At 69.7% G+C, this 25870-nt stretch carries 20 protein-coding genes and 2 pseudogenes; 12 read left to right on the top strand and 10 right to left on the bottom strand.

Going from position 1 to position 25870, the window contains the following annotated elements:
* Window positions 1-104: 104 nt before the first annotated feature.
* Entirely contained in the window at window positions 105-1718 is a 1614-nt protein-coding gene (locus tag E5082_RS30940; RefSeq protein ID WP_135794529.1) for a long-chain fatty acid--CoA ligase, read from the top strand.
* Window positions 1719-1748: 30 nt separating this feature from the next.
* On the opposite strand, the gene E5082_RS30935 is transcribed toward E5082_RS30940, so the two are convergent.
* The gene (locus tag E5082_RS30935) at window positions 1749-3548 is read right to left on the bottom strand and encodes a helix-turn-helix domain-containing protein (protein ID WP_135794528.1); all 1800 of its coding nucleotides are present in this window, start codon (window positions 3546-3548) and stop codon (window positions 1749-1751) included.
* Between the two features lie 335 nt (window positions 3549-3883).
* On the opposite strand from E5082_RS30935, the gene E5082_RS30930 reads away from it, so the two are divergent.
* Window positions 3884-5500 carry a tannase/feruloyl esterase family alpha/beta hydrolase gene (locus E5082_RS30930; RefSeq protein WP_229919033.1) on the top strand — a complete coding sequence of 539 codons (1617 nt, stop codon included), beginning with the start codon at window positions 3884-3886 and terminating at the stop codon, window positions 5498-5500.
* A gap of 232 nt (window positions 5501-5732) precedes the next feature.
* Here the strand turns inward: E5082_RS30930 and E5082_RS33280 are convergent.
* Together E5082_RS33280 and E5082_RS30920 are read right to left on the bottom strand one after the other, a co-directional pair.
* A pseudogene (locus E5082_RS33280) lies at window positions 5733-5948 on the bottom strand (hypothetical protein); the annotation flags it as partial.
* A gap of 1 nt (window position 5949) precedes the next feature.
* Entirely contained in the window at window positions 5950-6858 is a 909-nt protein-coding gene (locus E5082_RS30920) for a helix-turn-helix domain-containing protein (protein WP_135794526.1), read from the bottom strand.
* Between the two features lie 138 nt (window positions 6859-6996).
* On the opposite strand from E5082_RS30920, the gene E5082_RS33850 reads away from it, so the two are divergent.
* Complete coding sequence (locus tag E5082_RS33850; RefSeq protein ID WP_373310126.1) at window positions 6997-7377, top strand: hypothetical protein; 381 nt, start codon at window positions 6997-6999, stop codon at window positions 7375-7377.
* A gap of 252 nt (window positions 7378-7629) precedes the next feature.
* Here the strand turns inward: E5082_RS33850 and E5082_RS30910 are convergent, their stop codons facing one another.
* Window positions 7630-8496, bottom strand: coding sequence for a serine hydrolase (locus E5082_RS30910; RefSeq protein ID WP_135794525.1), 867 nt, complete (start codon window positions 8494-8496; stop codon window positions 7630-7632).
* A gap of 587 nt (window positions 8497-9083) precedes the next feature.
* Between E5082_RS30910 and E5082_RS30905 the strand changes: the two genes are divergently transcribed.
* From E5082_RS30905 to E5082_RS30895, 3 genes are all read left to right on the top strand, one after another.
* Window positions 9084-9350 (top strand): hypothetical protein, encoded by a 267-nt coding sequence (locus E5082_RS30905; protein ID WP_135794524.1) that lies wholly within the window; start codon window positions 9084-9086, stop codon window positions 9348-9350.
* Window positions 9351-9576: 226 nt separating this feature from the next.
* Window positions 9577-10293 (top strand): DUF1345 domain-containing protein, encoded by a 717-nt coding sequence (locus E5082_RS30900; protein WP_135794523.1) that lies wholly within the window; start codon window positions 9577-9579, stop codon window positions 10291-10293.
* Between the two features lie 289 nt (window positions 10294-10582).
* Window positions 10583-10930 (top strand): STAS domain-containing protein, encoded by a 348-nt coding sequence (locus E5082_RS30895; RefSeq protein ID WP_167514189.1) that lies wholly within the window; start codon window positions 10583-10585, stop codon window positions 10928-10930.
* A 134-nt stretch (window positions 10931-11064) separates the two neighbouring features.
* On the opposite strand, the gene E5082_RS30890 is transcribed toward E5082_RS30895, so the two are convergent.
* Window positions 11065-11592, bottom strand: a complete 528-nt coding sequence (locus E5082_RS30890; protein ID WP_135794521.1) for a MarR family winged helix-turn-helix transcriptional regulator — start codon at window positions 11590-11592, stop codon at window positions 11065-11067.
* A 518-nt stretch (window positions 11593-12110) separates the two neighbouring features.
* On the opposite strand from E5082_RS30890, the pseudogene E5082_RS30885 reads away from it, so the two are divergent.
* From E5082_RS30885 to E5082_RS30875, 3 genes and pseudogenes are all read left to right on the top strand, one after another.
* A pseudogene (locus E5082_RS30885) lies at window positions 12111-12344 on the top strand (Cif family virulence factor); the annotation flags it as partial.
* A gap of 289 nt (window positions 12345-12633) precedes the next feature.
* Window positions 12634-13764, top strand: coding sequence for a ferritin-like domain-containing protein (locus tag E5082_RS30880; protein ID WP_135794520.1), 1131 nt, complete (start codon window positions 12634-12636; stop codon window positions 13762-13764).
* Between the two features lie 69 nt (window positions 13765-13833).
* Complete coding sequence (locus E5082_RS30875; protein ID WP_135794519.1) at window positions 13834-15171, top strand: APC family permease; 1338 nt, start codon at window positions 13834-13836, stop codon at window positions 15169-15171.
* A 586-nt stretch (window positions 15172-15757) separates the two neighbouring features.
* Here E5082_RS30875 and E5082_RS30870 read toward each other — a convergent pair.
* On the bottom strand, window positions 15758-17461 hold the full coding sequence (locus E5082_RS30870) for a SpoIIE family protein phosphatase (RefSeq protein ID WP_135794551.1): 1704 nt from the start codon (window positions 17459-17461) through the stop codon (window positions 15758-15760).
* Window positions 17462-17502: 41 nt separating this feature from the next.
* Between E5082_RS30870 and E5082_RS32725 the strand changes: the two genes are divergently transcribed.
* Entirely contained in the window at window positions 17503-17724 is a 222-nt protein-coding gene (locus E5082_RS32725) for a hypothetical protein (RefSeq protein WP_190045435.1), read from the top strand.
* A gap of 413 nt (window positions 17725-18137) precedes the next feature.
* Window positions 18138-20495: a hypothetical protein gene (locus E5082_RS30860; protein ID WP_135794518.1), complete on the top strand. Its 2358-nt coding sequence runs from the start codon at window positions 18138-18140 to the stop codon at window positions 20493-20495.
* A gap of 491 nt (window positions 20496-20986) precedes the next feature.
* Here E5082_RS30860 and E5082_RS30855 read toward each other — a convergent pair whose 3' ends face one another.
* Together E5082_RS30855 and E5082_RS32575 are read right to left on the bottom strand one after the other, a co-directional pair.
* Window positions 20987-21637, bottom strand: a complete 651-nt coding sequence (locus E5082_RS30855; RefSeq protein WP_135794517.1) for a peroxiredoxin-like family protein — start codon at window positions 21635-21637, stop codon at window positions 20987-20989.
* 110 nt (window positions 21638-21747) lie between these two features.
* Window positions 21748-21894, bottom strand: coding sequence for a hypothetical protein (locus E5082_RS32575; protein ID WP_167514188.1), 147 nt, complete (start codon window positions 21892-21894; stop codon window positions 21748-21750).
* 167 nt (window positions 21895-22061) lie between these two features.
* On the opposite strand from E5082_RS32575, the gene E5082_RS30850 reads away from it, so the two are divergent.
* Complete coding sequence (locus E5082_RS30850) at window positions 22062-22661, top strand: TetR/AcrR family transcriptional regulator (protein WP_135794516.1); 600 nt, start codon at window positions 22062-22064, stop codon at window positions 22659-22661.
* A 19-nt stretch (window positions 22662-22680) separates the two neighbouring features.
* Here the strand turns inward: E5082_RS30850 and mctP are convergent, their stop codons facing one another.
* Entirely contained in the window at window positions 22681-24303 is a 1623-nt protein-coding gene (gene mctP, locus E5082_RS30845; protein WP_135794515.1) for a monocarboxylate uptake permease MctP, read from the bottom strand.
* The gene (locus E5082_RS30840; protein ID WP_229919032.1) at window positions 24300-25868 is read right to left on the bottom strand and encodes an MFS transporter; all 1569 of its coding nucleotides are present in this window, start codon (window positions 25866-25868) and stop codon (window positions 24300-24302) included. The genes mctP and E5082_RS30840 overlap by 4 nt, the downstream gene beginning before the upstream one ends.
* Window positions 25869-25870 lie beyond the last annotated feature (2 nt).

The following is a 25870-nucleotide window of genomic DNA, read 5'->3' as shown; positions in this document are numbered from 1 at the left end:
GCGGCACCCGACGGACTCTGCGTCGAGAAGACACTCATGGATTGGGGTCACCTCCCTTGGCACCCACCGCGCGTCACGATGGCCACCCTCTTCGCGGAGACGTCATGGACGGACTGATGCAGCAACGGCCGCTCACCCTCGCCCACGTCCTCGAACGAGCCGAACGGCTCTACGCGCACAAGCAGGTCGCCACGGCCGGCACCGAGTTGCTCACTTACGCCGAGGTGACCGATCGCGCCCGGCGGCTCGCCACCGCGCTGGCAGCGCTCGATGTCCCGGTCGGCGCCCGTGTCGGTACGTTCGCGAGCAACAGCCGACGGCACCTCGAGCTGTATCTCGCGGTGCCGGCCACCAAGCGGGTGCTGCACACCATCAACATCCGGCTCGCGGCGGCCCATCTCGAGTACATCGTCGACCACGCCGAGGACGACATGGTGTTCGTCGAGCGTGGCCTGCTCCCGCGGATCTGGCCGAGCGCCGGCCGCCTGCCCCGGGTGCGGTACTGGGTGGTGCTGCCCGACGGCAGCGACACGCCCGTCCCGGCGGACCCGCGCGTCATGGACTACGACGAACTGGTCCTGGGCGCCGAGCCGTTCAGGGGCTCGTTCGAGGGGACCTTCACGCTCGCGGACGAGCACCTTGCCTCCGGACTGTGCTACACCTCCGGCACGACCGGACCGCCCAAGGGCGTGCTGTACAGCCACCGTTCGACGGTGCTGCACTGCCTCGGAACCCTCGCGGCCGGGTTCGTCGGCCTGAGCGAGAGCGACGTGGTGATGCCGATCGTGCCGTTCTTCCACGCCAACGCCTGGGGTCTCCCGTACAGCGCCATGCTGACGGGCGCTTCCCTCGTCCTTCCCGGCAGCTCCGCGGAACCGGTTCACCTGCTGCAGTTGATGGAAGCCGAGAGGGTGACCGTCGCCGGTGCCGTTCCCACGGTGTGGACCAGCCTGGTTCCCGAGCTGCGCGCCTTCGACCTGAGCGCCACACGGTTCCTGCTCGGCGGCGGGTCCGCCGTACCCCCGTCCCTGTCCGAGACGTACCGCGCCGCCATCGGCGTACCCATCACCCACTCATGGGGGATGACCGAGGTCAGCCCCATCGGCGCCATCGGAGGCACGCGCACCCAGCACGAGGAGGCGACCGAGGAGGAGAAGGTGGCCGTGCGCGCCGCCCAGGGCCAGCCGTTGCCTCTCGTGAACCTGCGGATCGTCGATGTTGAGACACGCCGCGAACTGCCGCTCGACGGACGGGCGGTGGGCGAGCTGGAGGTGGCGGGCCCCTGGGTCGCGGGCGGCTACTTCCGAGTGGAAGAGGGCGACAGTTTCACCGACGACGGCTGGCTGCGCACCGGCGATCTGGCCACCATCGGCACCGACGGCTATCTGCGGCTCGTGGACCGGATGAAGGACCTGATCAAGTCCGGAGGCGAGTGGATCTCGTCGGTCGAACTCGAAGCCGCCATCGCCTCGCACCCCGACGTCGTCGAAGTCGCCGTGATCGCCCGCCCGGACCCGCGGTGGACGGAGCGTCCCGTCGCCTACGTCGTCCTGCGTGACGGCGGTGCCGCTACCGCCGAAGCCCTGCTGCGGCACATCACGCCCATGGTCGCCAAGTGGTGGCTGCCCGACGAGTTCGTCTTCATGGACAGCTTGCCCCGGACGGGCACCGGCAAGCTCTCCAAGAGCGCGCTGCGGGAGTCGACCGGGGGCGTCTGAGATGCGGGCCGCATACGGGCGGCGCGGGGATCACGACGGGGTGTTCGCGAGCGTTCTGAGCCGGTGCAGCCGCAGCCCGAGCCGCAGCTCCAGGTCGTTCCCCTCGCGCCAGTCGAGGCCGAGTACGCTCGCGACCCGGTCCAGTCGTTTGACCAGCGTATTGACGTGCACGTACAACGCGCGGGCGGTCGCCGCGACGTTGGCACGGTGTTCGTAGAAGGTGCCGAGCGTCTCGACGAGCTCGGTGCCGCGGCGGCGGTCGTAGTCGAGGAGCGGCCCTATGGAGCCGGAGACGAACCGGTCCAGTTCGTGGACCCGGTCGGGGTCGAAGACCATGGCGTAGAGGGCGTACCGGCCCGTGGTGGTGCCCAGGTCGGTGTGGTCGAGCGCCCGCACCACGGCGGCGCAACGGCCGACCAGGGAGAAGGCGCGTGACCAGTCATGGCGGGACACCCGTTCGCCGACGACGATGACGGGGGCGCCGAGCGCGCGACGCAGACGACGGTGAACGTCCTCGACGGTCCGGTCGTCCTCGGTGCTGTGGAGGATCAGCGTGGCCCTGCCCAGATGCTCGCCGGCCAGTCCGGAGCAGTCCCGGGCGATGTCGTGCAGGTGCCGCAGGAGGTCGGCCGACGACACCGCGGGGGAGTCCGCGACGAGGACCAGGTCCAGACGGTCCGGGTCGATGCCGCGGGCCCGCGCACGGGCGCGCTGGGCGGGGCTGATCCCGGGGCTGCCCGTCATGAGTTCGGTCAGCAGCTCTCCGCTCAGCCGCTCGCCGGCCTCGGCCACGGCCCGCTCCTTGAGGGTCAGCAGGCCGAGGATGTGGGTGGCCCGTTCCAGGGTCCGCAGATCCGTGTCGTCCGGGGCGCCGCCGCCGGCGTCTGTGGTCCGGCTCCATGCCAGCGCGCCGAGGCGGTGGTCGCCCGCCTGGACGGAAGCCACACTGTGGACGGTGGTGCCGTCGGCGTCCGCCGAGATCGCGCACCGACCCGTACGGCACGCCTCCTCGACAGCATCCGCCAGGCCGGCTCCCCCCGGAGCCCGGCACGGACTCGACGCCGAGTCCCGGTGGACGAGAACGGCGCCGGACCGGTCCAGGAGTGTGACGCTGCCGCCGAGGCGATCCGCGAGGAGCTGCGCGACATCCTCCGGCGCGCCGCCCTCCAGCACCACACCGGTCAGGGCTTCGTGGATCTCCTGCGCCCGCTGCATCACGGCCATGTGCTGCTCGATCCGCCCGTACGCGACGCGCAGCTCCCGCAGGGCGGTCCGGCTCGCCTCGTAGAGACGGGCGTTGTCCAGAGCGACGGCGGCGTGGTCGGCGAACGCGCTCAGCAGCGCTGCCTCGTCGGCCTGGAACGACCGCTCGGAGCGGTCCGCGGCGAACAGCGCGCCCACCGCCTCACCCCGGATGACCAGGGGCACACCGAGAAGCGCCACCAGCTCCTCGGCCGCGACCAGTCGGTCGAACTCCGGGTCGTGCTCGATCAGCGTCGCGGCCGCGTAATTGCTCACCCAGTGTGGGCTCCGGGAGGCGAGCACCTTGCCGCCGAGCCCCGCTCCGGCCGGGATGCCCGCCGCGAGGAACGAGGCGGAGACCGTTCCCTCCGACGCCCTGGCCGACAGTCTGCCGTCCGCACCGACCAGGGAGAGGTAGGTGAAGTCGGTGCCTATCAGCTCATGGGCATGGTGGACGATCGAGCGCAGCACCTCGTCCAACTCGCCCAGCGCAGTGAGGGACTTGGCCGTCGCATACAACGACGCCAGTTCGCGCTGTCGGCGCACGAGCGAGAACGTCTCCGTCTCGCTGCCGGGTTCGCTGACCACAGTGTCGTCCCCCTGCGGGCGGGTGGGAGAAAGTCCCACCGGAACGGTGCGAGGTGTGGGTGACGTACACCTCAGCCACAGCGTAACGGCGCCTTAATCTCACCGTCATCACCGCTGCGCGCTTTCGACGAAGGCGGCGCGTACGGCAACGCCTCTCGCCGGCGCAGCGTCCGACCGGGACCGACCCTGCCCGCGCCCGCGGCGGTTCCCTGTGCCGTCCCGGTCCCGCATCTCTGCGCGCGCTCGACTTCAAGGAAGAGGTCATCGTGAGGAGAACACCCGCAAGAGGCACGGCGGTTCGCCGGTTCGGCGTGCTGGCGTCCATGGTTTTGCTGATGGGGACGAGTCCCGTCCTCGGGGCGGAGGCGGCCACCGCCACGAGCCCACCCCGGGCCGGTCACCCGGCGACGTCGCCCGTGTGCGGCGCGCTGGACGGTATGGAGATCCCGGCGTCGGCCATGACCCTGCCGACGACCGGCGGCCGCGTCACGTCGGCCGCGGTCAGGACCGGCGTCGTCAGCGGCGAGACGATCACGTACTGCCAGGCCGACGCCGACATCCGTCCCGTCGATCCGACCGCGCCCGCCATCAAGATGCGCGTGGCCCTGCCGTACGGCTGGAACGGCAAGGCGCTGATGTTCGGCGGGGGCGGCTACAACGGCACCATTCCCGACCTCACGGCCAACGTGCCGTTCGGCCCCACCGATCAACCGGCCCCGCTGGCCCGGCGGTACGTGACGTTCGCCGGCGACTCGGGGCATCAGCAGAGCCCGACGGCCCCTCCGTCGCTGGACGGGTCGTTCGGCGTGAACGACGAGGCCCTGAACAACTTCGCCGCCGGTGACGCGCTCAAGAAGACACACGACGCTAGCCTGTTCCTCGTCCAGCACGCCTACGGGGCCAACCCGACCGAGGTCTACTTCTCGGGAGGCTCGACAGGCGGCCGGGAAGCGCTCGTCGTGGCCCAGCGGTGGCCGACCGCGTTCGACGGGGTGATCTCCGCCTTCCCCGCCTGGAACAACCTCAGCGAGATGCTGTACCTGGGACACCTGGTCCAAGTCCTGTCCCGCCCCGGCGCGTTCCCCGGCGCCGATCAGCAGAAGCTCCTCTACGACAGGGTCGTCCAGGCGTGTGACGGGCTGGACGGCGTCAAGGACGACGTCGTCTCGAATCCGGGCAGTTGTCACTTCGATCCCCACACGCTGCGCTGTCCGAAGGGCACCGGCGCGGGGCCCAACTGCCTGTCGGACGCGCAGATCGAGGCCGTGACGGCCATGTCGTCGCCGTTCAGATGGCCGTACCGGGTCGCCAGCGGCGAGACCGAGTATCCCGGCTTCCCGTTCCTCTCGGGGGCGGACATGCGGACCCCGTTCCTCGGCTTCGGCACCACCGCGCCCGCCAACCCCATGCCGGTGACGAGCGGTTACGGCATGCAGTTCTGGGATCAATGGGTCAAGTACTTCCTCACCCGCGACCCCGGGCACAACTCCCTCACCATCGATCCCCGCCGCCCCGGCAAGTGGCTCGCCCGGATCAGCCACCTGTCCACGATCCAGGACCGCAACGACACCGACCTCGGCGAATTCGCCCGCGCCGGAGGCAAGTTGATCCTCCTCCACGGCGCCGCGGATGAACTCGTCTCCCCGTACTCGACGACCGACTACTACCAGCGGGTCCGCGCCACACTGGGCGCCGGACCGACCCACTCGTTCCTGCGGTACTACGTCGTGCCCGGCGCGAACCACGCCAACTTCGGCACCCCCGCGTTCGCCGCCGCCACGGACTCGCTCTCCGCGCTCGAGCACTGGGTCGAAAAGGATGAGCCGCCCGCCAACGAGGTCGTGTCCGACCCCGTCCACGACCGCACGCGTCCCTTGTGCGAGTACCCGGGCTGGCCCAGGTACCGGGCCGGTGATCCGGACAGCGCGTCGAGTTTCGTGTGCGCGCGCTGAGACCGGACGGAGGCGTCGTCCGGCGGGTCCGCCCCCGCCAAGTCCGCGTCGTCGAGGCCGTACAGCCGTTCGGGGCGTGAGTGTTCGCGTGTCCATGGTCATACATTCGGGGGAGTGGCGATGGTTCGGACGGCTATCAGGTCAAGGCGGGCATGACCGGCCAGGCCAGGCAACTCGACGACGCGGGCACGGACACGGACGGCGTCGGCTCGGCCGTCCGGTCCCGTAGGAGCTACTTGTACGACGACGCAGGCGGCCATGAGTCGGCGTACCGGTCCGGGGTCGGGACGGCGCGTGCCGTGTCCGGGTCCGGCCTCCGGACCAACGCCGCCGTCCCGAGGTGGGTGGCGCCGTTGCAGGACAGCCGCGGCCCCTAAGCGATCAGCTCGTTCCGGTCGATCGGCACCGCGAGGTCGGCGGCCTGCCCCGTGCCGAGGTCCAGCACCACGTCAGGTCTGGTCCGCGGCGCGCAGGGCCCGCGCCAGCCATTCCAGCTCCTCGGTCGCGTCGGGCGACGAATTCTGCCCGCGCACCCGGGCGACGAGCCTGCGGTAGTGCTCCGCTCCTGCAATGATCCCGGCTTCCAGGCTGCGCAGCACGGCGACCCGATCGGCGTCACCGAACAGCTTGGACAGCACCTCGGCCGCTGCCGGCCCTTCGGGAGCGACCCCGCCTTTTCTGACCTCCGCGACGGTCTGCACGATCTGCCTGGCCCACCAGATGGACGCCCCAGGGGGACTGCCCTGCCCCGGTATGGGCGTGTTGAGCTCCATCCATGTGCGCAACCGGGCGCGGAAACCGGGGTCCCGAACCAATTCGGCCAGTTCGATCCAGGCGTCGACCTGCTCGGGTGTGGGATCGTGGGGCAATTCGATGCTGAAGATGCGCATGCGGTCGCGCAGACGCGGGTCGTCCAGGCCGCCGAACACCTCCTCCTTGAACTCGTCGACGATCTGTTTGCGCTCGGCGGCGGAAAGCCGCGCCAACCGGTTCATCAGTGCCGTCTCCTCAACGGTCGAACCCCGTTTCGCCACGGTGGACAGGACGGCCCGGCTCACCTTGAGGGAGCGGATCTGCGCGTCGAGCGCGGCCACATGCGCGTCGGCGACCTCGGCGACCGTGGTGCGGCCGCTCAGGACGCGGCACACGTCGTCGAGCCCGAGGCCCAGCTCCCGCAGGGTGCGGACCAGCTCGACGCGGGCCACGGACTCGGCGTCGTACAACCGGTAGCCGCCCGCGGAACGGCCCACAGGCGGCACTGCCCCCTCGTCCGACCAGAAGCGCAGGGTACGTACCGGAAGCCCGGTGCGGTGCGCGAGGCGGCCAATGGTGAGCACGTCGGGGCGTTCGTCGTCCATGAGTAAGATCCTGAACCCTCCGGCGGCTGGAGACTCAAGCGTTTCAGTGCGACATCCCGTGAGTTCGCCAGAGCTCTGCCGACCGCCGTTTCCGCCGTGCTCTGGGCCGCCTGGCTGGGCTGGGATCAGCATCGCGACGTGCACCCCGACGGTTCCACGACCGGCCCGTACCAGCCGTGGCAGGTGATCGGGCTGGTACTCACCCTGCTCGTGCCGGTGTGCTGGGGCGCCCTGCGGTGCGACGCCCGGAGCGTGGTAGTCGGCACCCCGGTGGGCCTGACCGTCGCCGCCTTCTACGACTGGTCGGACGATCCCGCCGGGCTGTTCGGGGTCGGCGTGACGCTGGTCCTGCTGGGCAGCGTCGCCGCGACCGGAACTGTGACCGCCCCAGGACCTGGACCGCGCGCACTGCGCGATCGTCTGCCCCGCACACGCGGGGATGGCCCCAGGGCCTGGTGGGGCGTCGACGTCACCCGCTACGTCAACTGGCTCACCGACCTTTCAGGCAGCGACAGCTGACACAGCGCCGGACGTGCTACGGGCCCGGTGGATCAGCCATGGCGTCCCCGGAGCCCGGCTCGGGGGACGCACCATCCAATGATGCTGCGGCCCCGCCGTCACGGGGTGGTGATTGTGGCACCGGCCCCAGCGGCCGTTTGAGGCGTCGCCGACATTGCCGCAGGACTCTGTCATGGGGCGAGTCGGGCGCAGGCACTGACACCCCTGCCGGACAGCGGCGTCAGGGCCCTGAATGAGGGACGGCCGGCCGGGTCAGGTCCGAGTGGTCGCGGCCACGGCTTGCCTGGCCGCTCGCTCCACCACGGAGATGCCGTCGTTCATCGACGGGCTGCCGTCCGACAGTACGGCGACGAGGTAGCGGTGTCCGTCCACGGTGACCCGGCCGACACTGTTGACATCCCAGAGCCCCGAGGCCGTGCGCTGCAGCCAGCCGTTCTTCAGCGCGTGATCCGGCCCGGAAGCCGCTGAGACTCCCCACGCCTGGTCGCTCGCGACACGGGTCATCAAGTCCTGGATGTACGCGCGGGAGTCCTTGTTCAGCGGAGAGTCGGTCTTCGACGTTGTGGCACCGTCGAATACACAGAGCAAGAGCCTGATCTGGTCACTTGCCGTTGTCTGCGTCAACCCCCACTTCGGGCCGGGACCACCCTTGGTCGATGTCAAGCCCAGGCGCTTGTTGGCCGCCTCCAGGCCCGGCGCCCCGCCGATCTCACGCCACAGGGCATTCGTCGCCGCGTTGTCACTGTTTCGGATCATCGGTTCGGCAAGGGCGCGTTCCTTGGCGGTGAGGGGCCTGCCCGCATCCTGAGCCTGCAGCAGCAGTGTGGCGAGAATGTCGACCTTGACGATGCTGGCGGTGTCGTACGAGACATCCTTGCCGTTCAGTAGCGGCTTCCCGCTCCCGCCGTCGAGACTGAGCACTGCCGCTGTCACGCGCGTCGTGCTCGGGTGTTGTACCGCGGCGTCCACGCCGGCCGCGGCATGGGTCTGCCCTGACGGCGAGGGCGCGGCGGCCGCCGACTCCGCCTGTAGTTCACCCAGGGAGAAGAGAGCCGCCACCGAGGCCAGAAGCACACCGGCGCTGGCGCCGGCGCGGCTCCTGCGACGCGGATACGACATGGCAAGCACACCTCAATAATTGGATTACGGACGGAATTAAATGACGAGAATAGGGGAGACTTTCGCTCTGGGAAGTGGCCTGCATCACTTCAATCCCGTTACGTGCCGCATTGTGAGAAAACCCATAGGGATTAGTCCTGTGTCCCCGTCTGCGGTGGCTTTTCGAGTGGAACTGATCGCCGGGAGTGGGTATGGATTTCACGGGACGGGACGGTGCACGTGCTGTGCTCGGTGAGCTCCTTCAAACCCCAGCTTGAGCTGGCCAAATGCAGTCGCAGGATGGCTTGAGCGGGAATTGTGATGCGAGTGGTGAGGCATCGCAGGCTGGGGGAGGAGCGGCGAGAAATTGAGGTGGGCGGCCTGCTCGACCGATACTCGCTTGACGGGTCCCGTGCCTTTGGGAAGGGTCGTCCGGCGAACCCAGTACCGGATACGAATCTTGCCCGCGGGCCCTTGGATCCGTTACATCCGGCGCGTGATGCCGGCGTCCGCGGAGTGTGGATGTGCCGTGTCCACCGGCCCGGCCGCCAGCCCCCGCGCTGGGTGACCGAGGCCGGTGGCCCCGACCCGGTGCCCGAGCGGGGGGCATGGGAACCACGATCAGGACTTTCACCGCCACGGCGATGCTCGCGGCCGCCGTCATCCTGCCCGGCCCGGCACCGGCCTCCGCGGCGGCAGACGTTCACCGGGGCGACTGCGGGCCGTACGGGTGTCCAGTTGCCGTACTTCTCCGGCAGGTGGCCCCACTGCGTTCCTGTCTGGAACTCAAAGGCGACGCGTCGATCATCGCGGCCGTCATCACCGCCGCGATCATCAACAAGCGGCGCGGAGGGCCGGGGGAGGATGCGCAGTGAGGTGACGTGACGCGAAACTCCGGGCTGTGACGGGTCCTAACCTCCCGGTCGGGACACTCCGGCCGGCATCACCGGGCCCCACTTCTTCACGTCGCGCGCTCCCGCATTCCCACGGCACGAGCCGTCTGTTCGGGGGTACCTGCTGGGGGTGCGCGGCGCCCGGCACCGAAGAATGCTCAGGTGCCGTGGCACGGTCCGTGCGGGAACGACCGGAAGGCCACGAGGTATGGCACGTACGCGGGCACAGGCGAGCACCCGGCATCCCAGGCATGAGCGCAGGGGAGAGGCACGGCTCCCGGCGGTGGTCGCGACCCTCGCCGCGATCGCCCTGTACCTGCTGCTGCCGCAACGGCTGCTGATCGCTCCCCGGTACGCCCTGCCCGCCCTGGAGTGCCTGCTGCTCATCCCGCTTATCGCGATCAACCCCAAACGGCTGACCCGGCAGACGAAGACGTTCCGCGTGCTGTCGCTGACGCTCGTGGGCGTCATCGTGGTCAGCAATCTCGTGGCGCTGGTCATCCTGATCCACGAACTGCTCTACGCCGGGGTGAAGGACGGCCGGTCCCTGCTGGTGGCCGCGCTGCAGATCTGGCTCACCAACATCATCGTCTTCGGGCTGGCCTACTGGGAGCTGGACCGGGGCGGCCCGGTCAGCCGCACTCAGGCACCCCGCTCAGCCCTGCCGCTGGCCGACTTCCGCTTCTCCCAGGACGAGAACGACGACGCCATCCAGGAAGTCGCCGACGGAGCCAGCGCCACCTCGGACTGGGTCCCCACACTGATGGACTACCTGTACGTGTCCACCACCAACTCCACCGCCTTCAGCCCGACCGACACCATGCCGCTGTCGACCCGTGCCAAAGCCCTGATGAGCGTGCAAAGCATCTCCGCTCTGCTGACCTCGCTCCTGGTGATCGCGCGGGCCGTCAGCATCCTGCACTGACCCGCCGGCCGGCCGCCGGGTGCGATCTCTAGGTCGCACGGTGCCCCCGCCCGCTCCGCTCGACAGCACGCGGGAGCACGTGCTGGTGGACGCTGACCCGCGTGTGCGACGCTTCGGGGACGACCAGCCTGGTCTGGTGAGAGGCCCCGCGCCGCCTCCGAAGGTCATCTGCCGGTGACCGGGGCGCGGTACGGGTTGTCTTGCTCGGCTGTACACGGCCCTACGCCGCGTGCTTGATGCCCTCCTCCACGGAGGGCGTGATGGGCTCGACCCCGAAAGGGGGCGAACCGTGAGCGATTTCACCGTGCTTTCGCAGCAGTACCCCGACCGCAGCGTGATCACCGTGCGCGGGGAGATAGACGTGCACACTTGTCCCCAGCTGGCGAGGGCCGCGGCAATCGTCCCGCTGAGCGGCAAGGCGTTGCACGTGGACCTGTCGGGTGTGTCCTTCATGGACTCCAGCGGGCTGAACCTGCTCGTGCTGCTGCGCCGGCGCCTTCACGCCGAGGGTGGCCGCCTGGCCGTCACCGGACTCCAGCACCAGCCCGCGCACCTCCTGCAGATCACGGAGACCTACGCCCTGTTCGCGGCGGACACCGCGGCCGCGGACGGCTCCGATGACGCCCTGACCGCTTGACCCGACGAAGCGGCGAGACCTCCCGCTCGATCGCCGGTCGCGCTGGTCTCGGTCAGACCCAGGAGAGCCAACAGGCCGCGGCTGTCTACGACCGAGTCTTGCCGAGCCGCGGAGGTGCCCGACAGGTGGGTGGCTCAGGCGGTGTGCTCGGCGTCGAGCGGGGACGGTACCGGGTCGGAGGGAAGCAGGCGGAGCATGGGCTGCTCGGTCAGGGCGCGGTGAAAGCCGGCGAGGCCCTGGGTCAGGGCGGTGCGCTGGCGGGCAGGCATCGTGGCGATGGTCTGGATGAGGAGGGCGTCGCGGCGCTGGCGTATGCGGGCGAGGTGGGTGCGGCCGGCGCGGGTGGTGGTGATGAGGATTTCGCGGCGGCTGTCGGGGCAGGGTTCGCGCTGGACGAAGCCGAGGGCCTGGAGCCGGTCGACGAGGCGGGAGACCGAAGGCGGGGCCGCGCCGAGGAGTTGGATGAGGGCGCGCATGCGGATGCCGTCCTCGCGGTCGACGAGGTACATCACCCGCAGCTGCGAGGCGGGGACGTTCGGGGGCGGGCTGGCGCTGCGGGCCTGTTCCCACATGATGTCGAGGAGTTCGACGAGGTCGCCGGCTTGCCGGGCCGCCGCCTGGGTGGTGTCGGGGCGGATGCTGGACTTGGCGTGCTCGGTCATGCGGTGTCCCGTCCGGGGACCAGGTGGTCCCCTGCTGGTGATGAGCACGCGTGGTCACGTCATCAGGCGCCGGTGTCCGGCCCTGCAGCGTCATCGGCCCGGCCGGACGCGGGTATCTCGCCGTCCGGGGTCGAACTGTACGCCGTCCGCGACGACCGGGCCTGCCGGTCGGTTGCGGTGCGGTGGTCGGGCACGAAGTGGTCGAGGACGCCGGTGATCGTCAGCATTCGCTCGAGCGGCTGGGTGCGCTCCTCCAGGCGCAGGCGGATCCCGGCGGGTCGTCGTGCGGCGGTGGAGCACGAGCGACCGCTGCGCCCTGTTCGCTGGTCGGATGAACGAATTCCTTCCCTGGCGGAGATCCGGGCTACCGCCCGGTGTCGCACCCCCGGCAGCCGGTCTGTGAAGAGGTCCTTGATCCTGCGGAAGCGGGCGACTTCGATCGCGCCCTTGAGGTGCTCGGCCCAGGAGGCGTCTCACGTGGCATAGCCGCGGGTGGCGGCGTTGGCGAGTTCCCTTGTCGCGAGACGGTGGGCCGGGAGGCGATTCGTGCGTTGTGGGAGAAGGTGCTGGCCAACCGTGCCCGTTTCGAGCAGGAGCAACCACTGACCACGCTGATCAGTGGCGACATCGCCCTCACCTCGACTCCTCCGGTGGACGGGGCCCGCGCCCGGGCGCAGGTCGTCCGGCGCGAGCCTGACGGGAGCTGGCTGCGCCTGCTCGACCAGCCCAAGTTCGTCCCACCCACCGGCTGACCCCTCGTTCCGTGAGTTCGCGGAATCGAAGGCTGTGGGGCGTGGCCGCCGGCTCCGTGCTGCGGCGTCGCACTGTCCGGCGGCCAGCGTCAACGGGTGGCGACAAGGAACCGATCATCCCGCCGCCCGCTTGCCGGTTTGGCCTGTCCGGGTGGTGGAGGGGTCTGTGCTCCCCCGTCGCGCCCCTCCTCCGCGGTGCCCCCTGCTAGCTTCACGAGCTGATCATGAGCCTCGTACCGCTTCGGCGCAGGCGGGGCCCGGAGCGTGAGCCAAGGCGAGGACGGCGGGCATGACCGAGGACGCGAAGAGGCCGACCGTGGCGGAGCCCAAGCGCAGGACCATTCTGGCCACCGCCGCCGCGGCGGCCGGTGCGTCAGCCGTCGTCGCTGCGCCCGCCCCGGCCTGGGCGGGCACCGGGGCACCGGCCGAGGCGCGGCTGTCCGGCACCGTGGCCCGTCTCCTGGCCGTGCCCGCGGCCGGCCGCGGGGTCGAGTGGCTCAGGTCCGCCCTCCAGGTGGCCGTGGAACTGGAGCTGTCCACGATCCCGCCGTACCTGTGCGCCTGGTGGTCGGTCAAGGACCGCCGCTCGGACGCCGCGCGCCTGATCCGGCGCGTCATCGACGACGAGATGTACCACCTGGGCGTGGCGTGCAACCTCCTCGTGGCCGTGGGCGGGCGGCCCCGGATCTTGGCGGGGGCACCCACCTACCCCGGTCCCCTGCCCGGCGGCGTGCACCCGGGTGTCACCGTGTACCTGTCGGGGCTCACCCGGTCCTTCGTGCACGACGTGATGATGGCCATCGAGGCACCCGACGAACCACTCTCGCGCGACCGTGGCACCTCCCCCTCCGTCGGCGACTTCTACACAGCCGTGCTGGAGGGCTTCTGGCTGGTGTCCCCGCAGTTGTCCACCCGCGGGCAGCTGGAGACGCGCATCGGCTCGGACGACCTGCGGCCGGTCAGGACGCTCCTCGATGTGGAGCGTGCCATCGACGTCGTGAGGGAGCAGGGCGAGGGCACGGGCAGTTCACCGGCCGACTCGTTCGCCGACGACCACCCCGCCCACTACTACGCGTTCAGCGAGATCTACCACGGCCGGCGGCTGCGCGTGACCGACCGGGCCTGGACCTTCACCGGGGCGCGCGTCCCCTTCCCCGACACCCGCCCCATGGCGCGGGTCCCGGCCGGCGGCTGGTCCTGCCCGTCGGCGCCGGTGCGGGGGCTCCTCCACCGGTTCGACACCACCTACACCACCGTGCTGACCTCCCTCGACGCCGCCTGGGCGGGCGGCGGCCTGCGCGCCCTGGGCGCGGCCGTCCACGCCATGCGCGGCCTGGAAGAACCCGCCCTGCACCTGATGGAGACCCGCATCCCCGGCAGGCGGAGCACCTACGGTCCCCAGTTCCACGCGCTGTCTTAGCGCGGACGAGGGCCGGAGGACCCAGGTGACGGAGTGCTTGTTTTCCCGGTCGTGGGGGACACGCGCCGTATGTCCTCGGTCCACAACGCACAGCCGGACACCGCCTCCGGCACCGGCCTCAAGAGAGCCCTCACCACCCCGCTGCTGTACTTCTTCATCCTCGGCGACGTCCTGGGCGCCGGGGTCTATGTCCTCGTGGGGCAGGTCGCCGCGGACGCCGGTGGGGCCGTGTGGGTGCCGCTGCTCGTCGCCCTCCTGCTCGCCCTGCTCACCGCCTCGTCCTACGCGGAGCTGGCCACGAAGTACCCCAAGGCGGGGGGCGCCTCCCACTACGCGACCAAGGCGTTCGGGCCGTTCGCCGGCTTCCTCGCCGGTTTCTGCATGCTCGCGGCGGGCGTCGTCTCCGTGGCCGCGCTCGCCCGGGGGTTCGGCGGTGACTACCTGTCGGCGTTCGTCGACCTGCCCGTGGCCGCCGTCGCCGTGGTCTTCCTGGCCCTGCTCGCCGCCCTGAACGCGCGGGGCATCCAGGAGTCGACACGGGCGAACGTCGTCGCCACCGTGATCGAGGTCGGCGGGCTGCTGATCATCGTCGCCCTCGGCGGTTGGCTGCTGCTGCGGGGCGACGGCGACGTCGGGCGGCTCACCCAGCTCGGCACGCCCGGCGAGAACGCGGCGAGTGCCGTGCTCAGCGGGTCCGTCCTCGCCTACTACTCCTTCGTCGGCTTCGAGACGTCCGTGAACGTCGCCGAGGAGACCCGCGACCCGCGGCGCTCCTACCCGCGCGCGCTGTTCGGCGCGCTGGCCACCGCCGGAGCCGTGTACGTCCTGGTCGGCATCGCCGCGTCGGCCGCCGTGCCCACCAGCCGCCTCGCCGCGTCCAGCGGGCCCCTGCTCGAGGTGGTCCACGCGGCGGGCGGGGTACCTCCGCGGCTGTTCAGCGCGATCGCACTGGTGGCCGTCGCCAACGGCGCGCTGCTCACGGGGATCATGTCCTCGCGGCTGGCCTTCGGCATGGCCCGCGACGGACTGCTGCCCTCGGTGCTGACGAGCGTGCTGCCCGCCCGCCGTACGCCCTGGGTCGCGATCGCGGCCACCACGATCCTGGCGATGGTCCTCGCGGTGACCGGGAGCGTGGCCACGCTGGCCTCCACACTGGTCCTGCTGCTGCTCGTCGTCTTCTTCGTGGTCAACATCGCGGTCCTGGTCCTGCGCCGCGACACCGGTACGGCGGACCACTTCCGCACGCCCACCGTGCTGCCCGTGCTGGGAGCGGTCTCCTGCGTGGTGCTCGCCACCCAGGTCGAGGCCGAGGTCTGGTGGCGGGGGCTCGTGGTGCTCGCCGTGGGCGCCGTGCTCGGGGCGATCAGCCACCGTGCGGCCCGGCGCAAGGCCGCGCCGACGGCGTGACGGCTCGGTCGGACCGTGGCGAGCGCGCGCGATGCGGCACGCAGGTCTCGCCACCAGGCGCGTCCGGCAGCCCGGGGTCGCGGTCGAGTGCGGGGCTGCCCGAGACGACTGCCGGGGTGGTCACGAGTTCGGTGAGCTCGGCCCGGTACGCGTACGAGCCGCACGTCCAGTCCAGGAGGTTGTGCAGCCGGGGGCGCGGCACCGATTGCGGCACGGCCGTGTCTGCGAGGGCGGTGCCCTTCCACAGCCGTCTACCGCGCCTGGGCCACCCCGCCCGCGTGGCAGTGCCGGGAGACGGTTGATCCCTCAGGCGCGGCGTGCATGCGTGCGGATAGCAGGGCTCACTTGCTCCCGAAGGGCGGAGTTCTTTGGCCGAGAGAGTGAACCGGTGAGGGTGTCGGAGCAGTGGGCTGCTGTGGCGAGCCATAGGGTCCCGGCTGGCCACCGGGATCCGTGGGGACCGGGGTGCGGGGCAGCCTCGAGCACGGGGGCGGAACATTCTGGGCTGCCCGCTGGTGCTGGTGCTGGTGCTGGGCCGCGTTTCCTGCGGCGCGGTCGCTGCCGTGTGCGCCGCGCTGGCCGGTGCTTATCTCGCGCGTGTTTCCATGGGGGTCCGCAGAGCGAGGAGAGCGACGTCGTCGTCGTTGTCGGCGGGGCGGACCCGGCGCAGGAGCTGGTCGGTGAAGGAAGCGAGGGGGCGGTGGGCGAGGGCGGCCGCGTGCTGGCGCAGCCGGCCCAGGCCCTCGTCCAGGGAGTGTCCGGCTGCTTCGATGAGACCGTCGGTATAGAGCAGGAGGGTGGATCCGGGCGGCAGTGCGGCGGTGGCGTCGGGGCGGGGCGTGCGGGCCCAGGTGCCCAGGAGGATGCCGTGGCCGTCGGTGAGGTAGCGAGTGAGGCCGTCCCGACTGACCAGCAGGGGTGGCGGGTGGCCGGCGTTGGTCCAGGACAGTTCCCAGTGGCCGTGCTCCGCCTGATCGAGGCGGGCGAAGATCATAGTGGCCATGGGCACGTTGGTGATGTGCGTGATCGCCTCGTCGAGCCGCTCGACGATCCGGCTGGGGGGTTCCTGCTGGGACCAGGCGTAGGCACGGAGCACGTTGCGTACCTGTGCCATGCCGGCCGCTGCCTCCAGGTCGTGGCCGACGACGTCCCCGACGGCCAGGGCGGTGGCGCCGTCGGGCAGGCGGAAGGCGTCGTACCAGTCACCGCCGACCTGTGAGGCGTGGGGTGCCGGCAGATAGCGGGCGATCATCTCCAGCCCGGGCACGCGCGGCAACTGGGGCAGCAGGTGGTTCTGCATGGTCTCGGCGACCTTGCGCTGACGCTGGTAGAGGCGGGCGTTGTCCAGAGCGATCGCGGCCCGGCGCGCTATGTCCTCGATCAGCGGCAGGTCGGCGGTGGTGAAGTCCCCCGCCTTCTCGGCGCGGCCCAGGGTCAAGGCCCCCAGGACCTCCCGGGTGCTGCGGATGGGGACGATGGCCGCGGATCGGATGCCGGTGGCCTCGAACAGGTGGCGCTGTTCGACCGCGATGCCGGAATCGGGCGGCTGCTGGTAGGTCTTGGGACCGGCAAGGGTGGAAGCAACCCCGCGCAGCGCTCTGGACAGCGGCATCGGGGATTCTTCCGGCACCGGGGGCATCGGACCCTGCAACTCTTCGTGGTGCACCAGCCTGCCGTCTTCGGCATGGACCACGGCGGCGCGCCACACCTCGTCCCGCTCCATGATCAAGTCGATGACCACCCAGTCCGCCAGCCGGGGCACGAGCAGCGCCACGAGCCGGCGCAGCGCCTCGTCGGTATCGAGGGTGGAGTTCAGCTGTGTCGTGGTCTGCGCCAGCAGCGCCAGCCGCTCGAGCTCCGTCAGCGCCTCAGCCACCGGCTCCGGCCGCCGGCCCGCTTCCTGCGGTTGCTGGGCGCAGTGGAAGACCACGAGCGTGGCGGCCTCCCGGCCACCGGTGTCGTAGGGGGTGATCACCCAGTTGACGGGCAGCAGGGAGCCGTCACCGCGGGCGAACCACTCTCCTTCGGCCTGGGCGGTGCTTCCGGCGTGGAAGGCCTGCCGCATGCTGCATCGGCTGGTCGGCATCGGCTGGCCGCGGGCATCACGGTGCAGCAGATCGTGCGCGTCATGACCGACGAGGTCCTCCGCGGGCCGCGCCAGCAGCTGCTCGGCCCGGGCGTTGACCGCGATGATGCACCCCTTCTCGTCCACCACGTACGCCCCCGCGCCGATGGCGGCCAGCGCCCCGCCCACAGCGGTGGCAGCCGCCCCATGGGAGTACTGGTCCATGCTCTCGGTGTCCTCTGGCTCCGCCACGGAGTGCCTCCTTCATGATCGTCGGTCGTGCCGCCCGCTGCGCACCCGGACGCTGCGTACCTGCGTTCTTTTCCCCCTCAACCCTGGTGCAGGCATGCCGCCCTTGCCCCCGGCGCGCGCCGGGCCTGACAGCCACCGTCGAGGCCAAGGAGGCCGTCGCCCTCGCCTCCCGGCTCCGTGACGGGCTCGGCGTGCGCGACCTGGCCGCCGAGATCCCAACGGACTGGATCGCCTGACCCCTCAGAACGGGACGCCGACTCCGGCATCCGGTTCAGCCCAGGCGGGTGACGCTCGGAGGGGGGTTTGTTGGTGTGTCGAGTGTTTGTTGGCTTGCGATGTTGTCTCTCCAGCGCACTGCATTGGGAAGCCCATAGGGGTGTCCGTCTGACCTGCAGTTTTCTATCCCAACCTTATTGAATGCTCGATTCGGTGGCTGGTCTCCGGCGGTGCCCTGGGGCATCGAGTAGCGCGGCTTCGCTGGTCGTTCGCTGCGCGGCCGGCTCAGGTGTTCCGTGCTTCGGTGTCCGGAAGATTCGGGTCGGGGTGTGCCTGCCTGGTGGCCGAGCGGGGGCAGTGCGGGAACGGGAGCGTGCCACACGTGGGGATGTTTCGGCTGCCCGGGTGAGGGATGTTTTGCCACAGTGGGGGAGTGGCTGATGAGTTTCGGTTCGTGGCGCTGCGCGCCTTCGCGCGGCCGCCGCGTCTGCTGGTGGTGGTGCCGTATGTCGAGGCGGAGTGGGTGCATTGGGCGGCGGCAGGTCTGGGCGCGCTGAGCCAGGTCTGGGGCGGCTGCGCGGGAGCGGTCGTTCCCGCCTCGGTCGTTGCACATCCTTCACTGGCGGACCTGATGCGGCGGATGCAGCCCGACCATGTGCTTGCGTACACGCCGTCCGGCGCCACCGTCGAGGCAATCCGTCCGGGCGTCATCGACCAGATGGTCGGCGATCTGGAGGGTGAAGCCAGAGTCCAATCTGAAGCGTTTGTGCGCGCGGAGCCGTGGCATCACCTCGAGGCACTCGAGGTGGAACAGGCCGCTGCCGGGCTGCGGGAACGGCTGGGCGTCAACGCCACACCGGAGATGGCGCAGGAGACGCACCTGTTCGACGACCCCGCCAGAGCGAGGCTCACCGCGTTGACCGACGTGGGCATCCGACCGGTGTTGGGAGTGCCGTTCCCGCTCGTGTCGACACCAAGTGCCTTGGCCTATGCGGCCCGTGTGGGTGTGGACCTCGACGGGGCGGCCGCCGATTCCCGCATCCCCGAAGAAGCGCGCTGGCAAGAAGGCGTCACCCAACAAGCCAGCACGTCTCTGTTGGACTGGCTGCATCCCTCATCGCCCCAGGACACGCTCGCCATGCTCGATCCGACAGCGGCCAGATGCGCGCGACTGGAGCGTGACCGCTTCCAAGCGGAGCCGGTTGTGGTGCTGGGGGACAGACCGGAGGACTTCGCGCTGGCGCAACTCGCCAACCTGGTTCACGGCCCGTGCATGTGGGTGCCATGGCCCGACCCGAGCGCGATGACGATCACTGGCCGTTTCCCGCGCTGGCGAGGGACTGGCCTGCCCCGGGTCACCAGCGCCTCGATGCCGCCCGCCGAGGTCGAGGCACGGATGCACACGATGTGGGAGCGCAGGCCACGCGCCTTCGTCGATGGCGAAGAGGTGGACAACAAGGCATTCGAGTGCGTGCCGGTGAACGACCTGCGTACCAGTGGACAAAGCCTCTACGTCCACGACCAGGCGTGGGATCTCCCGCGATCGCTGCCCGCCACGATCCTGCCGGACGGCTCGCTGGAGGCATCCCTGGGGCTTCCAGCGGAAGTGCCCCCCGGACTCGACCCCACCCGCGACAAATGGCAAGTCCTCCTGGTGGCGGCGGACCACCCCGTGCCGCCGCACCGCGTCCTGACCGGCGAAGCGCTGTACGCGCAGCGCAGCAACCCGTGGGAGACCTTCGTGCGGGCCGCCGACGGGGGCATCACCTACTCCTCGCACCGCTTCGACTTCGTGCCCAAAGGAGCCTCCCTGGCCGGCACGCTGGCCGCACCGCGTCTGCGATGGCCAAGCCTGCCGTCCCTCCTGGCCATGGCAGCCGCGCCCCACCCGGTGCAGTCCAGTCCCGCAGGCAAACGGACCGCGGTGGCCCAGCGCCTGCTCGGCTCCCGCACGGCTCTCGAGAACCTTGCCGACGGCCCCGGCTGGGATCTGCTCAAGACGTTCCTGCCCAGGCAACAGCACCCCAGCCAGCCCAAAGACGCCTGGTGGGCACTGAAGACCTCGGTGGTCATGTCCTTCCGCGCCCTGGCCGCCACCCCCACCAAGCCGGAATGGACCACACTGCAGCGGCGTGCCCAGGTCGACGAGTGGACCAGACAGGGCGTGTTGCGCAGAGGACTGGCCCTGGGCTGCCAGGAGTGCCCGGCCTTCGAGTTCTATCCGCTGGAGGAGGTCACCCAGCACTACCGCTGCCGACGATGCAGTGCCGACAACGAACTCATCCACGAGCGCTGGAAGACGGACACCAGCGAACCCGAGTGGTACTACGAACTGCACCCGGCCATTGCCGAACTCATCGACAAGAACGCCGACGTGCCGCTGCAGGCCACACGGCACCTGCGCCAACAGGCCCGCGGCATGCGCCTACTGGTGGGAGCCGAGTTCGAGATCCTGCGCGACGGCCAGCCGTTCGTGGAGATCGACTTCGCCCTGGCAGGCGCCGACGAGATCTGGCTGGGCGAGGCCAAGAAGGGCCCTGCACTGGGCGAGAACCACCGCGACATCAAGAGAGAACTGGGCAAACTCCTGAACGGCTGCAAGACCGTTGCCGCGCACCGGCTCATCCTCGCAACCGCCGCTCCGCAATGGAACACAGCCACCACGACGGTCGCTCGACAGGAACTGCACGGCCTGCACACCGCAGGCAAGTACACCCCAGACATCTACCTGCTCAGCGCCGTGGGCACGGCCGCGCCAACCCTTGAACTCCTCACCCCGGCCCAGACCTGACAGTCCGATCACGCCAAGCGTCGATGCGCGGGAATGGCGTCCGAAGTACCCAGACGCCAACCTGACGGTTGGCCGCGCTGACTCAGGGCGGTTTCGCAACGGGCCCTAAAGGGTGTTGCACAACGGCGATCACGCTCAGATCCAGCCATCGGCAGCAAGGTCAACTGCCCGAATGTGCCCGTCTTTCTGCCGTCTTGGAACGCCGCAGGAAGGAGACCCGGAAGATCGACCAGCCGTTGTGCAACAGCCTTTAGCCCCATGCCCCTGGTTTCGGGGGCCAGTACCGTCTCCGTCTCAGGCAGGAGGATGTCGGACTCGGCTGCGGCGAGCTGCGCATCGGCCATGCCCTGCGCTTCCCGAACGGAACGTTCCGCTTCCAGGAGCCCAAAGGCATGCGGTCGCGGAACAGAGGCCGGACGGTTTTCGCTGCATCTCAGCCCAAAGCGTCTGCGTAGATCGTCGATGGGCTGCGAAAGCTGAGGGAGAGGCGATCAGCTCATTGCGTCGAGGACGGCGATGATGTCGGCGGGTTCCGCGCGGGTGGTGTAGTCCGTGTTGACGAAGGCCCAGCGGATCGCTCCATCGCGGTCGATGACGTAGGTCGCGGGCAGCGGGAGCGTACGCGGATGGCCGTCATTGACGCGCTGGAGGTCGAAACCGAGCTTGTCGTAGACGGCTGAAAGGCCGTCGGGGAGGTCGAAGGCGAGACCGTACTGCTTGGCGGTGTCGGAGCCGATATCACTGAGGACCTCGAAGGCGAGGCCATGCTTCTCGGTCAGAGTGAGGGACTCGTCGGGGATCTGAGGGGAGACGGCCACCAGGCGGGCGCCGCGGGCGGTGATGGCGTCGTGGTGCTGCTGGAGTGCGCGCAGCGCGATGTTGCAGTAGGGGCACCACGCGCCGCGGTAGAAGGTCAGCACGACCGGGCCGTCAGCTAGCAGGTCGTCCAGGGCCAGGTTCTGTCCGGTCGCGGTGGGGAGGTTGAAACGAGGGGCCTGCGCACCGACGGTCAGGGCGCGGTCGACCTGGCCGGAGTCGGCGAGTTCCTGGCCGGCCCGCTGCATGATCTCCCGGATCTCGGCGGGGATCTGCTGCTGACGTGCTTCGTAGAAGGTGCGCAGTTCGGCGTTCAGGGTGGTCATGGCGCTTCGTTCCTCCTGGTTGATGGCTGGAGCGGGGCATATCTTGAAATGTTCGTTCCAAGATAAGGGCAGGAGGAGCCCCGCGCCAGCCGTGCGGAGATGTCGAAGGGTCAGAGGCTGGTGAAGGGGTGATGGTCGGTCAGTGCGAGGGTGCGGATGAAGGCGGCGAGGTGGACCGTGCGGCGGGCGAGGAAGCGGCGGAGGCGGGGTGTGCGGGAGCCATAGGCGACGGCCCAGAGGGCTGGTATGCGGTTCATGGGGGCATGGTCGCGGCGGTCGGCGCCACCCTGGGTGGATCGTGGACGAACCTGGATGCCATGGTGGAGGCGTGGCGGCCTGTCCTGCTCTGTACCCGTCAGTACCTTTGCGGGGTGGGGAACGGGGAGTATCTTGGAATCCTTATTTCAGGATGGCGGGGTGAAACGTGCCGGACATCAAGCACTTCGACCCGGATGCCACCCTGGAGACCGTGGTGCGGCTGTTCTGGCGGCAGGGCGTGGCCTCGACCGGGATCCAGGACGTGGTGACCGCGACCGGGCTCAACCGCTCCAGCCTGTACGCCACCTTCGGCGGCAAGCAGGAGCTCTACTTCGCCGCGCTGCGCCGGTACCTGGAGCAGCGGTCCCAGCCGATGTTCCGGCGCCTGGCCGAGGACGAGCGGGGTCTGCCGGCTGTCTCCGAGTTCTTCGCCGGCCTGATCGAGGCGCGCTGCTCGGGTGAGTACGCCCAATGGGGCTGCATGGTCTCCAATGCGCATGCCGGGGTCGAGAACAGTGATCCGAAGGTGCGCGACGTCCTGGACCAGCACCACCGGGAGCTGCGCGAGGCGATGTACGCAGCACTGGTCACCGCCGAGCGCCAGGATCAGCTAGCCCCCGGGGCCGATCCTGGCGCTTCCGCGGATCTGCTGGCGTTGCTCGCCTACGGGGTCAACTTGCGCTCGCGTGCCGGTGCCGACGCCGCCTCTTTGCGAAAGACGGTGGCCGCCGCCCTGGGCTCGCTCGGGGTCAGGGCGGCGGCGTAGGCGTCTGTCGATCGGGCTCTCAACTGGGGTTGGGGGCAGGTGAAGGGCCCCGACGAACGGTGGCAGCTGACACGGCTTCGGTTTCTGCCGTATCCGCGGTGTAGTCCCCCGGGGCTGTGGCGTCGACGCCCTCCGGGGCGTTGGCCGCCTTCAGGACGAAGGTGAGGACCACCGTCACGGCGACGTTGAGCACGAACGCCGTCAGGCCGATGTAGCCGGTCTGGCCGATGCCTGGGATCTCCTCCGCCGAGCCGCCGAAGTGCTCCTGCGTGGGCGAGGCGACACCGTAGGCGGCAAGGGTGCCGTAGATCATGCCGACCGCCCAGCCGATGAGCAGCCCCCAGCGGTGGAACCAGCGGGTGAAGAGGCCGCCGACCAGGGCGGGGAAGGTCTGCAGAATCCAGATGCCGCCCAGGAGCTGGAAGTTGATGGCGACCGTCTTGTCCATGGTGAGGACGAAGACCAGCGCGCCCACCTTCACCAGCAGGGACACGAGCTTGGAGACCTTGGTCTCCTGCTGGGGCGTGGCCTCGGGCTTGATGAAGTCCTTGTAGATGTTGCGGGTGAACAGGTTCGCGGCGGCGATCGACATGATCGCCGCCGGCACGAGCGCGCCGATACCGATCGCCGCGAACGCCACGCCCGCGAACCAGTTCGGGAACATGTCCTCAAACAACTGCGGGATCGCCAACTGGCCGTTGGTGACCTTTACGCCGGCCGCTATCGCCATGAAACCGAGCAGCGCCAAGAGGCCGAGCATCAGGGTATACAGAGGCATCACCGTGGTACTGCGGCGGATTACCTCGCGGCCGCGGGACGAGAGCGTCGCCGTGATCGAGTGCGGGTACATGAACATGGCCATCGCGGAGCCGAGCGCCAGGGTGGCGTAGGTCCATCGCCCCTCTGCGGGTGGAAGCAGACCGCCGGCACCGGCTGCCGCGTACTTCTCGCTCGCCTGAGCGAAGACGTGGTCGAAGCCGCCCAGCTTGATCGGAATGTAGATGATCGCGACGACGATGACGACGTAGATCAGCGTGTCCTTCACGAAGGCGATCATGGCGGGAGCACGCAGGCCCGAGGAGTAGGTGTACGCCGCCAGCACACCGAACGCGATCAGGAGAGGAAGGTCTTTGAAGAACCAGTTGGTGTTCTCACCGCCGCCGACGCCCAGCACGTCGAGAACAGCCTGGATACCCACCAATTGCAGCGCGATGTACGGCATCGTCGCCAGGATGCCGGTGAAGGCCACGGCGAGCGACAGCCCCTTCGAGCCGAAGCGGCCACGGACGAAATCGGCAGTGGTGACGTACCCATGGCGGTGACACACGGACCACAGGCGGGGCAGGAAGGTGAAGATCAGCGGGTAGACGAGGATCGTGTACGGCACGGCGAAGAAGCCGGCTGCTCCGGCCGTGTAGATGGCCGCGGGGACGGCGACGAAGGTGTAGGCGGTGTAGACGTCTCCGCCGAGCAGGAACCAGGTGATCCAGGTGCCGAACGACCGGCCGCCCAGGCCCCATTCGTCCAAGGTGTGTTTGTTGCCGGGCTTGCGCCAGCGGGCGGCGAGGAAGCCCATGACCGTGACGGCCAGGAAGAACAGGGCGAAGACGGCAAGGGCAACTGCGTTGACGCCGCCGGTCATGTCCGCGTTCCTCCCTTGCCTGGTAGAGGTGTTGTCGCTGTGGCCTGGGCGGCAACGGTCTCGCTGCTGACCAGGTCGTCGAGTTCGGCGTCCAACGCGGTAATGCCCTCTGGAGTCGAGGTGACGGCCTGCGGAGTGCTCCCGCGGACGGCGACGGCCAGTCCCGCCAGAGCCATGGGCAGCGCCACGAACACCGCAGCGGTGCGGATGCCTCCCGGCGCCGATAGGACCAGGGCGATCAGGGGCGGGCCGAAGGCTCCGCCGGACTTGCCGACGGCCGCGGCCCACCCGCCCGCGGTACCGCGGATGGCCAGGGGGTAGATCTCAGCCGTGTACGGGCCGATGAGCGCGATCACACCGGCGGTGCCGGCGAACAGCAGCATCACGGTGGCCAGCAGGAGGGGCCTGCTGCCGTCCATGCCGACGACTGCCAACGTCAGGAGAGCCACTACGGTGAGGGCCGCGTAGATGACCATCGTGCCCCTGGCCGACCAGCGCATGTACAGCCATGCGCCGACCGCGCACGTGGGGATCGCCAGCAGCGACGAGAGGAACAGCAGGGTGGCGGCAGACATGCCGTGCCCGCCAGAGGATTCCAGCTGGCTGGGCAGGAAGGTGATGAAGCCCCAGTAGACCAGTCCCCAGGCCAGTGCGTAGGCGCTGACGACCAGTGTCTTGACCGTCTGCGGGCGCTTGAACAAGGCCGAGGCGGGGACCTGCTTCGCTCGTGTCTGCCGGGCGGTGAACGCGGCTGATTCAGGGATCCAGCGGTTCAGCGCGATCATGACCAGGACCAGCGGGAGCTGGGCGAACCACGTCACACGCCAGCCGGCCAGCGGAATGAGGATCGCGGCCAGACCGGAGGCGGCCATGTAGCCGCCGGTGGTGGTCAGCCCGGCCTGCAGGACCATGATGGCCGCGCGTCGGCCGGGCGGCAGGCTCTCGGTCATCAGGGCGTAGACGACCGGCAGCATGCCGCCCGCCGCCATGCCCATCAGCGCGCACATGACGAGGGTGCCGCCGAAGGTCGGCATGGCGCCGCACACCGTGGTGCCGAGGAAGAGCAGAGAGGCGATGAGGATGGTGGCCCGGCGGCCGATGCGGTCCGCCGCACGTCCCCAGACGAGCGATCCGAGCACAGTGCCGGTCAGCGCAACCGTGGGCAGCCACGAGACATCAGCCGCGCTGAGACCGTATTCATCGCGCAGGCCGGGCGCGATGAATGCCAAAGTGGCCGGCTTCATCTGGTCCACCATGAGGGCGAAGCTCAAAATGGCGATGAGGCGGCGCCGGCTCGCCGTGGACATCAGCGCCGGAGCGGCAGCAACGGCACCTGCTGTACGCGGCTGCACGACCGCGATGCCGGAGAGCACCACGCCGACGACGATGGCAGCCATGGCCGCCCACATCATGGCCGGTGACATGTCCATCATGGACATGTGGAAGTGCATGGACGCGGAATCGATGAACATCCACAGGTGCTCGACGACGCCGGCGCAGGTGAGGGCGACACCGGACCAGAACAGTAAGGGCCGGGGTATCAACGAAGCGGGTGGCGCGGACAATG

It is taken from the genome of Streptomyces griseoluteus (assembly GCF_004784465.1).
Taxonomy (GTDB): domain Bacteria; phylum Actinomycetota; class Actinomycetes; order Streptomycetales; family Streptomycetaceae; genus Streptomyces; species Streptomyces griseoluteus.
Note: the sequence above shows the minus strand (reverse complement) of the source record. Positions and strands in the feature narration are given on the sequence as shown.